Source organism: Pseudomonas sp. YL2 (assembly GCF_023063025.1).
GTDB classification, from domain to species: Bacteria; Pseudomonadota; Gammaproteobacteria; order Pseudomonadales; family Pseudomonadaceae; genus Aquipseudomonas; species Aquipseudomonas putida_A.
Window position 1 is genome coordinate 134,877 of record NZ_JAJSLU010000011.1, and the last position, 12,995, is coordinate 147,871.

The window sequence follows — 12,995 nt, forward strand, 5'->3', positions numbered from 1 at the left end:
TGTCGGTGGGGTGATAGTTGATTATTGTTTGGTCTCGGCAAGTTCATGAGGAGCTTGTTTTAATGTATAAGGAATTTCTTGTGAGTAATGTATTTAGTGAAGCCTATATTGATGCCTGTGTAGAGGCGCTGGACTGTTACGATCTGGGCGTGCCAGTTGTTTCCAGGGCGCGTGGTTTTTTTTCTGCGGCAGATGAAGTCGAAGTTCCTGCCACGGCTTCGGTCGTGAGGGACGGGCTGATTACCTTTAGTGGTAATCTTACTGACCAAAACAGGAAAGATGCGCAGAATGCTTATCACTATGCATCGCTTGTTGCAACCAAAATGTTTCCACTAGAGCACCAAGGCAAAGAATGGTATGCGCAGTTCTGTAAGGTTATGGGGCAAGCGGGTTGGATGAGCCTCAGCATGTACTACAACAATCTGAATGTCTCGGGAACCAGCGTGCGCATGGACAAGTTGGTGTTGGAGATCCTCGCCTCGATAGTCACAGGTCTCACGGTACCGGGGCCGTCCACTGCATTAATGCTGAAAACCGCAGGTGATGCAATTGCCGCTCTGCAAAAACGCGATACCGCGTTGACGCTTTATGAGCGCAACATTCTGAATCAAGGTGTCGGTGGCGTGACCGTAGGCTCGTGTATTGATGTGAACGGCACGAACATCTTTGCCATTGGCACCGTACGATTTACACGTGGAAATTCGTCGACCAAAGTATTGTTCGTCGATACGGATGTTCGTAACGTCGGTCTGTATCGTGGTGAGACGGCGTTCGAAAAGAACGAAACCCTGGCTGAAGCTACTCGGCAGCTCATTGCATCCAAAATTGTGGCTTACGCTACTGAGACGCTTGATTACGATATCTGATGAATGCAGGGAAGGGCGGTCATTTGTTGGCTGTCCTTTCTCTATCGAGGTGTTGAAATGAACTGTGATCATTCGGTGTTGATTGTAGGGGGCGCAGTCTTGATAGTGCCTTCGGCGATAGAAGTCATTGCTTATGATGATGTAGTGAATGCGTTGTTGTATGCGCAGCTGGCCGCAAGTAAAAGAGTGAAATCAACTCCGGGTACTAGTTGGTATGACACCTATATTGAAGTTTTGGGTGGTGTCTGGATGTGGTCTGCCAAAGCGCGCGACGAATTTGATATATCTTCAGATAGCGCCGAATCGACAGTTCAGTGGGCTGTTTCGGCGATGTCTCGGCTGGAAGTCGATAAAGAGAGAGTGACCGCCGAAGTGTTATCGCAAATGGTCAACGAAACGCAGCTCAACCCGGCGATCAGTTTATTGCGCAAGTATATGCAACAAGTGCCCGAAGATCAGCCAACCCACACGACGCCGCCTGTGATGGATGTTCGTTTGCTCGTAATCGTCGCACCAACACCCACTTCGTTCAGCTGTGTATGTATAGAGTTCAAAACTGATCGACGACTGAGCTCCAACCCGTTGCCTTACTGTTATCGGGCTGAAGAGGTGCAAGGCCCGATCAGCAGCCGTTACGTCCAGGCAAGTCTGTCGGAAACGTTGTATGCGCCTATAAGGCATCAAATGGCTCTGAAGCTCAAAGACAGGATTCAGGGTAATGTCGCAACGTTGACCCTGCGCGGTGAAACCTGCATGAACACGCCATCAGTCGAGGCACGTTCGTAGCGGATTGCTTTCAGAACGTCGAAGCCGTACGGTTGTGCTGATCGCGCTGGGCTACCCAGTGTTCGATCAGCTCGCGCAGTTGCGACAGCTCCACCGGTTTGGCCATGTGGCCATCCATCCCGGCCTGACGCGCGCGTTCCTTGTGTTCGGCGAGGATGTGCGCGGTCAGCGCGACAATCGGCGTGCGTATACGCTGATTGCTGACCTCCCACGCCCGTAGCTGCTGGGTCGCCGAGAAGCCATCGAGGATCGGCATTTCGCAGTCCATCAGCACCAGGTCGTAACGCTGAGCCTTCATCGCCTGCAGGGCTTCTTCGCCGTTGCTGGCGGTGTCCGGTTGCAGATTGAGTTTACCGAGCATGCCGCGAATCACTTTGGTCGAAATCGTGTTGTCTTCGGCGACCAGAATGCGGAAATCGCTCGGCACCTTGGCCGCCGTCGCGGGAGTGACCACTTGCGGCTGGAACACCACCTGACCTTTATTGCGCTGGTTCAACTCGTCGGCCAGCGTGGTCTTGAGCGTATAGCCGGCCACCGGTTTGGCGAGGATGCGTTTGATCCCGGAGTTGCGCGCGATGATCTTGCTCGGCGCGTTGCTGATGCCGGTGAGCATGATCAACAGGATGTCATGATTGAGGCTCGGGTCTTCCTTGATCTTGGCCGCCAGTTGCATGCCGGTCATGCCGGGCATGTTCTGGTCCAGCAGCACCACATCGAAATAGTCGCGCAGGTGCGCCTTGGTGCGCAGCAGCGCCAGCGCTTCCTTGCCCGATGGCACGGCGCTGACGTTCAGACCCCAGGCGCTGCATTGCTGCACCAGCACTTTGCGGCAGGTATCGTTGTCGTCCACCACCAGCACGCGCGCACCTTGCAACGGGCCGTCGAGGTCGGAGGTCGGGTGTTCCAGACGATCCGGGTCCAGTGGCAGGGTCAGCCACAAGGTGCTGCCCTGATTGGCGCCGCTCTTGATCCCGAACTCGCCGTGCATCAGGCGGATCAGTTGCCGCGCAATCACCAGCCCGAGGTTGCCACCCAGACGGTTGGCCGAGAGGAAGTGTTTGCTGTGCAGTTCGGCGTGCATCAGCGCATCGCGCTCCTCCGGTTCCATCGGCTGACCACTGTCCTGCACGGCGATGCGCAGGCGCGGTTTGACGCTGCGTTCGTCGAGGGCGACGACGATCAGCACTTCGCCTTCGTCGGTTTTCTTCAGGGCGTTTTCCAGCAGGCTCAGCAGGGTCTGGCGCAGGCGGGTCGGGTCGCCGCTGATCACGCGCGGCACTTGCGGCTGGATGAAGCTGATCAGCTCGACGTTCTGCTGTTCGGCCTTGGCCCGGTAGATGCTCAGGCAGTCGTCGATCAGCGCGTTGAGGTCGAACTGCACATCGTCCAGTTCGATCTGTCCGGATTCGAGCTTGGAGATGTCGAGAATCTCGTTGATCAACGTCAGCAGTTCGTTGCCGGCGCTGTGGATGGTTTGCACGTAATCGCGTTGCTTGACCGACAGTGGCGTACCCAGCAGCAGTTCGGTCATGCCCAGCACACCGTTCATCGGGGTGCGGATCTCGTGGCTGATCTTGGCCAGGAACTCGGCCTTGGCGTTGATCTCGGCATTGCTCGCGGCAAGGTCGCGGCTGATGCTGAACCGGCTTTCGGTGATGCTGCGCTGGCGTTCACCCAAGGCGATGCTCATCAGCAAGCCACTGATGCAGATGAAACCCATCAGGGTCATGATCAGGCCTTGCGGCGCCACCAGGGTCAGCCCCAGCAGGGCCGGCAAAATAATCAGCGTGCCGATGTTGAACACTACCATCCCGGCAACGAACAGCCGCGCCGGACGGTAGCCCTTCTGCCAGTGATAGACGCCGACCAGCAACATGCTCAGACCGGCCAGCGCCACCAGCGCGTAGGTGATGATGTTCAGCGGCAGGGTGTTGACGAATAACAGCAGCAGGCTGCAGATCACGATGAACAGAATGTCGCCCAGCAATAGTTTGTTCAGCGGGTGCGGGCCGAGTGGGGCGAAGAAGCGCAGGGCGAACATCAGCCCGGCTGGGGCGGTCAGCAGCAACGCCAGATAGGCGCCCGGGGTCTGGATCGCGTGCCAGTTCGGCAACCACGGGCCGGCGAGGTTGAGCAACAGCAACAGGCTCAGGCCCAGCAGGCCTTCGCAGACCGCCAGCCACAGGCTGCTGCGCGAGCGGGAGTAGGCGTAGCGCACGATGTTGTGCAGCAGCAACATGCCGAGACAGCCGAACAGCAGACCGAAGATCAGCGTCTGGTTCTGGTTGGCGGCACTCATCACCGCCGATTGCAGGGTGATGTGCGGGCGCAGTTGATGGTCGGAAACCATCCGCAGATAAACGTCGAGGGACTTGTCGCTTTGCGGCAGCGGCAACAGGAAGTCGCTGCTCGGCAGTGGCCGCTCGACCTGTGGCTGCTGGGTGCCGGAAGTGCGTTGCTCGATCAGCTTGTCGCCGTCCAGCACGTAGAGACTGAGGTTGGACAGGTCGGGAGCGAAGATCCGCAGCACCTGCTCGTGCTTGCCCGGTGCCAGTTTGAAACGCAGCCAGAGTGCGCCATCGGGCTCGGCCGCCGTAAGGCGATCAAGTTCGATAGGGCTGAATTGATTGGTGTAGCGCGCCGAGCGGATGTCGCTCAGTTGCAGATTACCCTGATCGTCAAGCAATACCGACCAGCCACTGCCTTGCGCGGCCTGGGCCGGGAGCATGCAGAGCAAGGTCAGCAACGTGACGGTGAAACTTATGGCAATCCTGAGCCAGCGCACGGCGAAATCCCTTCGTAGGTTGATGCCAGAATATAACGATGCGCGGCGGCGGAACAGCCCGGCGAGGGACTGCATCCCGCGCCGGACGTGAAGGACAGCTTATTCCTGGGTTTCGCCACGTTCACGGGCAATGGCGCGGTAGCCAATGTCCTTGCGGTAGAAGCAGCCTTCCCAGTCGATGGCGGCGGCCAGCTTGTAGGCTTGCTGCTGCGCTTCGCTGACGCTGGCGCCCATGGCGGTGGCGCAGAGTACGCGACCACCGGCCGTTACCACGTTGCCATCCTTCAGCGCCGTACCGGCGTGGAAGACTTTGCCTTCCAGGCCTGCGGCTGTGTCCAGACCGTTGATCACCGCGCCCTTGGCGTAGTCGCCCGGGTAGCCGCCGGCGGCCAGCACGATGCCGACGCTCGGACGTGGATCCCACTGCGCTTCAACCTTGTCCAGCGCTTGCGCCAGAGCGGCTTCGACCAGCAGCACCAGGCTCGATTGCAGACGCAGCATCACCGGTTGGGTTTCCGGGTCACCGAAGCGGCAGTTGAATTCGATGACTTTCGGGTTGCCGGCCTTGTCGATCATCAGACCGGCGTACAGGAAGCCGGTGTAGACGTTGCCTTCTTCGGCCATGCCGCGCACGGTCGGCCAGATCACCTGATCCATCACGCGCTGGTGCACGTCGGCGGTGACCACCGGGGCAGGGGAGTAGGCACCCATGCCGCCGGTGTTCGGGCCGCTGTCGCCGTCGCCAACACGTTTGTGGTCCTGGCTGGTGGCCATCGGCAGGACGTTCTTGCCGTCGACCATGACGATGAACGAGGCTTCTTCGCCGTCGAGGAATTCTTCGATCACCACGCGCGAACCGGCGTCGCCGAAGGCGTTGCCGGCGAGCATGTCGCGCACGGCGTCTTCGGCTTCGGCCAGGGTCATGGCAACGATCACGCCTTTACCGGCGGCCAGGCCATCGGCCTTGATCACGATCGGTGCGCCTTTTTCACGCAGGTAAGCCAGGGCCGGCTCGATCTCGGTGAAGTTCTGGTAGTCGGCGGTCGGGATCTTGTGGCGCGCGAGGAAATCCTTGGTGAAGGCTTTCGAGCCTTCCAGCTGTGCAGCGCCGGCGGTCGGGCCGAAGCAGTCCAGGCCACGGGAGCGGAACAGATCGACCACGCCTGCCACCAGCGGCACTTCCGGGCCGACGATGGTCAGGGAAACGTTTTTCTCGGCGAAGTCGGCCAGTTGCTCAAGGGCCAGCACGTCGATGGCGACGTTTTCGCACTTGGCTTCAATCGCGGTACCGGCGTTGCCCGGCGCGACGAAAACCTTCTGCACGCGCGGATCCTGAGCCACTTTCCAGGCCAGGGCGTGTTCACGGCCACCGCTGCCAATGATCAAAACATTCATTTCAAGAACCTCAAATTCTGTCAGGCGCTACTGGAGCGCTTTATGTGGGAGCGGGCTTGCTCGCGAAAGCGGTGTGTCAGGCAAAACGGCTGTTGCTGACAGATTGCATTCGCGAGCAAGCCCGCTCCCACATTTGGATCGAGTTGTATCAGTGACGGAAGTGGCGCATGCCCGTAAAGACCATGGCGATGCCAGCCTCGTCGGCTGCAGCGATCACTTCAGCATCACGCATCGAGCCGCCCGGCTGGATCACCGCAGTGATACCGACCTTGGCCGCGTTGTCCAGACCGTCGCGGAACGGGAAGAACGCGTCCGAGGCCATCACCGAACCGGCCACTTGCAGACCGGCGTGCTCAGCCTTGATCGCGGCGATACGCGCGGAGTTTACGCGGCTCATCTGGCCGGCGCCGACACCGATGGTCTGACGGTTCTTGGCGTAGACGATGGCGTTGGACTTAACGTACTTGGCGACTTTCCAGGCGAAGATCAGGTCGTGGATCTCCTGTTCGGTCGGTGCACGCTTGGTCACCACTTTCAGGTCGTCGGCGCCGATCATGCCGATGTCGCGGCTCTGCACCAGCAGGCCACCGTTGACGCGCTTGTAGTCCCAGGCCGGAGCGCGGTCCGCCGACCACTCGCCGCAGGCCAGCAGGCGCACGTTGGCTTTGGCGGCGACGATGGCGCGAGCTTCTGCGCTGACGCTTGGAGCAATGATCACTTCCACGAACTGACGCTCGACGATCGCCTTGGCGGTCTCGGCATCCAGTTCACGGTTGAAGGCGATGATGCCGCCGAAGGCCGACTCGGTGTCGGTGGCGTAGGCCAGTTCGTAGGCCTGACGGATGCCGCCCTCGGCGTCCGGGCTCACGGCCACGCCGCACGGGTTGGCGTGCTTGACGATCACGCAGGCCGGCTTGACGAAGCTCTTCACGCATTCCAGCGCGGCGTCGGTGTCGGCCACGTTGTTGTACGACAGTTCTTTGCCTTGCAGTTGGGTCGCGGTGGCGATGCCGACTTCGGCAGGCTTGGCTTCCACGTAGAACGCCGCGCTCTGGTGCGGGTTCTCGCCGTAGCGCATTTCCTGAGCCTTGATGAACTGGCTGTTGAAGGTGCGCGGGAATTCGCTGCGGCCTTCGGTGCTCAGCACGTCGGCAGCCTGATTCACGGTGCCCATGTAGTTGGCGATCATGCCGTCGTAGGCGGCGGTGTGTTCGAAGGCCTTGAGCATCAGGTCGAAACGCTGAGCGTAGGTCAGGCCACCGGCCTTGAGGTTTTGCAGAACGTTGGCGTAATCGCTGGCATTCACCACGATCGCCACGTCTTTATGGTTTTTCGCTGCCGAACGAACCATGGTCGGGCCACCAATGTCGATGTTCTCGATCGCAGTCGGCAGGTCGCAGCCGGGCTTGTTGATGGTGGCTTCGAACGGGTACAGGTTGACCGCAACCAGGTCGATCGGCTTGATGCCGTGCTCGTTCATGATTGCATCGTCGATACCGCGACGACCGAGGATCCCGCCGTGGATTTTCGGGTGCAGGGTTTTCACCCGACCGTCCATCATTTCCGCGAAACCGGTGTAATCCGCGACTTCCACTGCGGCAACACCGTTGTCGCGCAGCAGCTTGAACGTCCCGCCGGTGGAGAGGATCTCGACGCCGAGGGCTTCAAGCTCCTTGGCGAATTCGAGGATCCCGGTCTTGTCGGAAACGCTGATCAAGGCGCGGCGGATCGGCAGGCGGGTAGTCTGGTCGGTCATCTCAATTTCCATCAAAAGCAAAGGAAGTCAGCAAAAAAGGCGACCGGTTTTACGCGGGCGCCTTTCTGGTTTGATTGAATGCTTACAGCAGATCGTACTGCTTGAGTTTCTTGCGCAGCGTGCCGCGGTTGAGTCCGAGCAGCTCGCTGGCCTTGGTCTGGTTGCCCTTGACGTAGTTCATCACGCTTTCGAGCAGGGGAGCCTCGACTTCGGAGAGCACCAGGTTGTACACATCCGTGACGGACGCGCCCTCAAGGTGGGCGAAATAATTGTGCAGCGCCTTCTCGACACTCCCGCGAAGGGTCTGACCTTCTTCGCTCGGGGTATTGAGGTGCTGTTTCAAATTCACGTTGTCGCTCACGGGTGCTGTTCCACTCACTAAAGTCTCGGTCATCATCGTCATGCGGCCACCCCTTCTTCGTCCCCTGTCAGGCTCTTGTAACGCTCGGCGAAGAACTCCCGAACGTTGGCGCATTGTGTTTCCGTACCATCCAAACGATTGAAGTGGGCGCGAAACTCCCTGGCGCCCGGCAAGGTTGCGAGATACCAGCCCACATGCTTGCGGGCAATACGCACGCCCATCACATCCCCATAGAAGGCGTGAAGTGCGGCCAGATGCTCCAGCAGGATGCGTTCCACTTCGCTCAGCTCCGGCGCCGGCAATTTCTCGCCGGTACGCAGGAAGTGTTCGATCTCGCGAAAAATCCATGGCCGCCCCTGGGCAGCCCGGCCTATCAGCAGGCCATCGGCACCGGTCGCGTCAAGCACGTAACGGGCCTTTTCCGGCGAATCGATATCGCCATTGGCAAACACCGGGATCGACACCGCCTGCTTGATCGCGGCAATCGTGTCGTACTCGGCTTCGCCGGTGTACAGATCGGCGCGCGTGCGGCCATGCACGGCCAGCGCGGTGATCCCGGCCTGCTCGGCGATCTTCGCCACAGTCAGGCCGTTCTTGTTGTCGCGATCCCATCCGGTGCGGATCTTCAGGGTCACCGGCACATCCACTGCAGCGACGACAGCCTGCAGGATCTCGGTCACCAGTGCTTCGTCTTTCAATAACGCGGAGCCGGCGGCCTTGTTGCAGACCTTCTTTGCCGGGCAACCCATGTTGATATCAATAATCTGTGCGCCCAGTTCGACGTTGGCCCGTGCCGCGTCCGCCAGCATCTGCGCATCGCCACCGGCAATCTGCACCGAGCGTGGCTCGGGATCGCCTTCGTGGATCATGCGCATGCGCGACTTGCGGGTATTCCACAGGCTCATGTCACTGGTGACCATTTCCGAGACTACAAGCCCTGCGCCCAAACGCTTGCACAGCTGACGAAAGGGCTGGTCGGTGACGCCCGCCATCGGGGCGAGAATCAAACCGTTCTGCAATGTATATGGGCCGATGCGTACCGCCGACATAGGACTTCCCTGAAGTGGGGCCGGATCATGAGAGTTCGAAAAAGGGTTGGCATGATACCCGCTCTCGATGACTGGATAAAGGCTGAATTGAACAAAATCTGAACAGTTATTCTGTTATTACCAGCGGTTTGGTAAGCGCGGGCGAAGTCAGAAAACTGCCGTCAAACCTGAAGCGATGAAGCGACTCACTCGGGCGAGTGGAAACTCAGGCTGTAATTCACCGCTTTGGGGCCTGGATCAAGGATATCCAGCGCGATGTGGATCGGCGTCTGCGGCGGCATTTCCGCCATGCCCTCAAGGTCGCCGTTGAGGTATTCGCCGGGTTTGAAGCGACGACTGGCGATCAGATGACCGTTGAGGTCAGCGAAGCGTAGCTCCAGCAACGGAAATGGCTGGGAGAACGTCGCGCGGTTGTAGATGATCGCATCCACCACCAGCGCCCCGCTGAATTCCGGATGGCTGCGCACTACCAGATTGCTGCTTTTGATTTTGCCGATGTCGACCTTGGACGGCACCGTGCAGCCGATCTGCGGGCAGAACTGCTGAAACCATGGGCGGTACTGATCCTGTCGCGCCAGTTCATCGAAGTGATAGGCGATGTACTGGCCGGCCAGACCGGCGGCGGCGAGCAGCACCAGCAAACCCCAGAGCAGACGCCGGCCCCAGGGCGAGCGGCGTTTCTGCCAGTCCAGTTGCAGCGGGTCGTCGGTCAGGTCCTGCAACACTTCGGCACGTTGACGTTTTTTGCGCAGCGGTTCGACCGATGGCAACTCGTCATCGTCCGGCTCGACGTTGGCCGACAGGCGTTCACGACGGGCATTCGGATCGATCGGGTCGTGCAGGCGCAGTTGCGGGATCGGCGGTTCATCGTCCAGATCCACCGGCTCCAGCGACAGGGAAGGCTCGGTGCGCGCGGTGTTTACCGGTTCCGGTTCGACGGCATCTGGCTCGACGTCATCTTCGGGCTCGGGCAGACGTTCATCGTCGCGTGCGCTGAACAGGCTGTCGCGCCACTCCGTTTCATCGGCTTCAGGGCTGTCGCGGCGGGCGCTCAGGGACTCCTCGCGCTGACGACCGAATTCGGTGGTCGGCTGGATTTCCCGTTGTTCGAGGCGGGCGAGTTCTTCGTCCAGATCGAGGCTGTCCAGGTCCAGCTCGCTGGCGCTCCATTGCTTTTGGCTGATGGCGCGCGGCGCGGGCGGTTCGTCATTGACGGGTGCTTCGACCACTGGCGGCGGCTCGCTGACCACCGCCTGAGACGGTGCTGGCTGGACAATGGACGGCGCCACCGGAGTGACCGCTTCCTTGCCGGCGTGTTGTTCCAGCAGCTGTTTGGCGGCGTTGAACACTTGCAGGCAGGAGCCACAGCGAACCACCCCGCGGGCCACGCTCAACTGAGCATGGCTGACGCGGAAGCTGGTTTGGCAATGCGGGCACTGGGTGACGAAGCTGTCGGTCATGCGGCGATCCGGTTTATGCAGGCGGTCATTCTAGCGCCGACGGCCGGTGATACGCACCCAGCCATCGCGATTGGCGATCGGGTCCAGATCAAAGTCCTGCGCATAGGCGGCAGCGACTTCTTCACCTTGTTCGGCGAGGATGCCTGACAGTGCCAGACGACCGCCGGTTTTCACCAGGCCGGACAGCTGCGGCGCCAGGGAAACCAGCGGGCCGGCCAGAATGTTGGCCACCAGCACGTCGGCTTTGACCTGCGGCAGATCTTCCGGCAGGTACAGCGGGAACAGCTCATCGGCGATGTTGTTGCGCCCGGCGTTGTCGCGCGAGGCTTCCAGCGCCTGCACGTCGATGTCGGTGCCGACGGCTTCTTTCGCGCCGAGCAGCAGGGCGGCGATCGCCAGAATTCCCGAGCCGCAGCCGAAGTCCAGGACGTTGCAGTCTTTCAGGTCCTGACCGTCGAGCCATTCCAGGCACAGGGCGGTGGTCGGGTGGGTGCCGGTGCCGAACGCCAGGCCCGGATCCAGCAACAGATTGACCGCGTCAGGCTCGGGCGCGGCGTGCCAGCTCGGCACGATCCACAGGCGCTGACCGAAACGCATTGGCTGGAAGCCGTCCATCCAGCTGCGTTCCCAGTCCTGGTCTTCGATGACTTCGCTGTGATGCTCGGGCAGCGGACTGCCGGTCAGCAGTTCCAGATGCGCGAGCACCGGCGCAGGCTCGGTGCCGCCCTCGAACAGGGCCAGCAGATGCGTGTGCGCCCACAGTGGGGTGGTGTTGAGTTCCGGCTCGAAGATCGGCTGATCTTCGGCGTCCATGAAGGTCACCGAAACGGCGCCGACTTCAAGGAAAGCGTCTTCGTAGGTTTCGGCTTGTTCCGGGCTGATGGCGAGACGTACTTGCAGCCAAGGCATGGCGGGCACCTTTGAAAAAATATGATTGCAGCCTAGCGGCCAGCGAGAAGCGCGCAAGTTTACGCGAGCGCGCAGGGTTTGTGGGAGCTGCATTGCACCCTGTGGGAGCGGGCTTGCTCGCGAAGGCGGTGTGCCAGACAAATAAATGTATTTGATGCACCGCTTTCGCGAGCAAGCCCGCTCCCACAGGGGATTTGAAAGCTGTAGAAACAACAAAGCCGCCCGAAGGCGGCTTTGTCAGGTGCGGGCTGAAGCTTAGTGCTTCTCGCCAGCCAGCTTGTGCTCGAGGTAGTGAATGTTCACACCCCCTTTGCAGAAGCCTTCGTCGCGGGTCAGTTCACGGTGCAGCGGGATGTTGGTCTTGATCCCGTCAACCACGATCTCGTCCAGGGCATTACGCATGCGCGCCATGGCTTCGTCGCGGGTGGCGCCGTAAGTGATCAGCTTGCCGATCAGCGAGTCGTAGTTCGGCGGAACTGCATAACCGCTGTACAGGTGCGAATCGACGCGAACGCCGTTGCCGCCCGGGGCGTGGAAATGCTTGACCGTGCCCGGGCTCGGCATGAAAGTTTTCGGGTCTTCAGCGTTGATCCGGCACTCCAGCGAGTGACCGCGGATCACCACGTCATCCTGCGTGAACGACAGCTTGTTGCCAGCGGCGATGCTGAGCATCTCCTTGACGATGTCGATACCGGTGACCATTTCCGAAACCGGGTGCTCCACCTGAACACGGGTGTTCATTTCGATGAAGTAGAAACGACCGTTCTCGTACAGGAACTCGAACGTGCCGGCGCCACGGTAGCCGATGTCGATGCACGCCTTGACGCAGCGAGCCAGAACTTCCTGGCGCGCCTGCTCGTCGATGCCCGGTGCCGGCGCTTCTTCGAGAACCTTCTGGTGACGGCGTTGCAGCGAGCAATCGCGGTCGCCCAGATGGATGGCGTGACCCTGGCCGTCGGACAGTACCTGAACTTCGACGTGACGCGGGTTGGTCAGGAATTTTTCCAGATAAACCATCGGGTTGCCGAACGCCGCGCCAGCTTCGGAGCGGGTCAGTTTCGCCGAGGCGATCAGGTCTTCTTCCTTGTGCACCACTCGCATGCCGCGACCACCACCGCCGCCTGCGGCCTTGATGATCACCGGGTAGCCGACTTCACGACCGATGCGCAGCGCCGTTTCTTCGTCTTCCGGCAGCGGGCCGTCGGAACCTGGAACGGTAGGCACGCCTGCTTCGATCATCGCGTGCTTGGCCGATACCTTGTCGCCCATCAGGCGAATGGTTTCGGCTTTCGGGCCGATGAAGGCGAAGCCGGAATTCTCGACCTGCTCGGCAAAATCGGCGTTTTCCGCGAGGAAACCGTAGCCTGGGTGAATGGCGGTAGCGCCAGTCACTTCAGCGGCAGCGATGATGGCCGGGATGTGCAGGTAGGACTGAGCGGCAGAAGCCGGGCCGATGCAGACGGACTCGTCTGCCAGACCCAGGTGCATCAGCTCTTTGTCGGCCTTGGAGTAAACGGCGACGGTCTTGATGCCCATCTCTTTGCAGGCACGCAGAATCCGCAGGGCGATCTCACCGCGGTTAGCGATCAGAACTTTTTCCAACTTCGCAGTCATCAAAGGCTCTCCGC

General features: G+C 60.3%; 10 protein-coding genes. 2 read left to right on the top strand and 8 right to left on the bottom strand.

What is annotated here, in order from left to right:
• The first annotated feature begins 62 nt into the window (after positions 1 to 62).
• Both LVD08_RS17065 and LVD08_RS17070 read left to right on the top strand, forming a co-directional pair.
• The gene (locus LVD08_RS17065) at positions 63 to 866 is read left to right on the top strand and encodes a hypothetical protein (RefSeq protein ID WP_247268726.1); all 804 of its coding nucleotides are present in this window, start codon (positions 63 to 65) and stop codon (positions 864 to 866) included.
• Between the two features lie 57 nt (positions 867 to 923).
• Positions 924 to 1,652 (top strand): hypothetical protein, encoded by a 729-nt coding sequence (locus LVD08_RS17070; protein ID WP_247268727.1) that lies wholly within the window; start codon positions 924 to 926, stop codon positions 1,650 to 1,652.
• A 10-nt stretch (positions 1,653 to 1,662) separates the two neighbouring features.
• On the opposite strand, the gene LVD08_RS17075 is transcribed toward LVD08_RS17070, so the two are convergent.
• From LVD08_RS17075 to accC, 8 genes are all read right to left on the bottom strand, one after another.
• On the bottom strand, positions 1,663 to 4,437 hold the full coding sequence (locus tag LVD08_RS17075) for a hybrid sensor histidine kinase/response regulator (protein ID WP_247268728.1): 2,775 nt from the start codon (positions 4,435 to 4,437) through the stop codon (positions 1,663 to 1,665).
• A gap of 99 nt (positions 4,438 to 4,536) precedes the next feature.
• On the bottom strand, positions 4,537 to 5,832 hold the full coding sequence (purD, locus tag LVD08_RS17080) for a phosphoribosylamine--glycine ligase (RefSeq protein WP_027613589.1): 1,296 nt from the start codon (positions 5,830 to 5,832) through the stop codon (positions 4,537 to 4,539).
• Between the two features lie 148 nt (positions 5,833 to 5,980).
• Positions 5,981 to 7,588 (bottom strand): bifunctional phosphoribosylaminoimidazolecarboxamide formyltransferase/IMP cyclohydrolase, encoded by a 1,608-nt coding sequence (gene purH, locus LVD08_RS17085; RefSeq protein ID WP_247268729.1) that lies wholly within the window; start codon positions 7,586 to 7,588, stop codon positions 5,981 to 5,983.
• A gap of 82 nt (positions 7,589 to 7,670) precedes the next feature.
• Complete coding sequence (gene fis / locus LVD08_RS17090; RefSeq protein ID WP_003221275.1) at positions 7,671 to 7,991, bottom strand: DNA-binding transcriptional regulator Fis; 321 nt, start codon at positions 7,989 to 7,991, stop codon at positions 7,671 to 7,673.
• Positions 7,988 to 8,998 (bottom strand): tRNA dihydrouridine synthase DusB, encoded by a 1,011-nt coding sequence (dusB, locus tag LVD08_RS17095; RefSeq protein ID WP_007961945.1) that lies wholly within the window; start codon positions 8,996 to 8,998, stop codon positions 7,988 to 7,990. Before dusB ends, fis begins: the two co-directional genes overlap by 4 nt.
• Before the next feature lie 185 nt (positions 8,999 to 9,183).
• Positions 9,184 to 10,458, bottom strand: a complete 1,275-nt coding sequence (locus LVD08_RS17100) for a DUF3426 domain-containing protein (protein WP_247268730.1) — start codon at positions 10,456 to 10,458, stop codon at positions 9,184 to 9,186.
• A gap of 30 nt (positions 10,459 to 10,488) precedes the next feature.
• Positions 10,489 to 11,367: a 50S ribosomal protein L11 methyltransferase gene (gene prmA / locus LVD08_RS17105; protein WP_027613592.1), complete on the bottom strand. Its 879-nt coding sequence runs from the start codon at positions 11,365 to 11,367 to the stop codon at positions 10,489 to 10,491.
• A 255-nt stretch (positions 11,368 to 11,622) separates the two neighbouring features.
• Positions 11,623 to 12,981: an acetyl-CoA carboxylase biotin carboxylase subunit gene (gene accC, locus LVD08_RS17110; RefSeq protein ID WP_027613593.1), complete on the bottom strand. Its 1,359-nt coding sequence runs from the start codon at positions 12,979 to 12,981 to the stop codon at positions 11,623 to 11,625.
• Between the last annotated feature and the right edge of the window lie 14 nt (positions 12,982 to 12,995).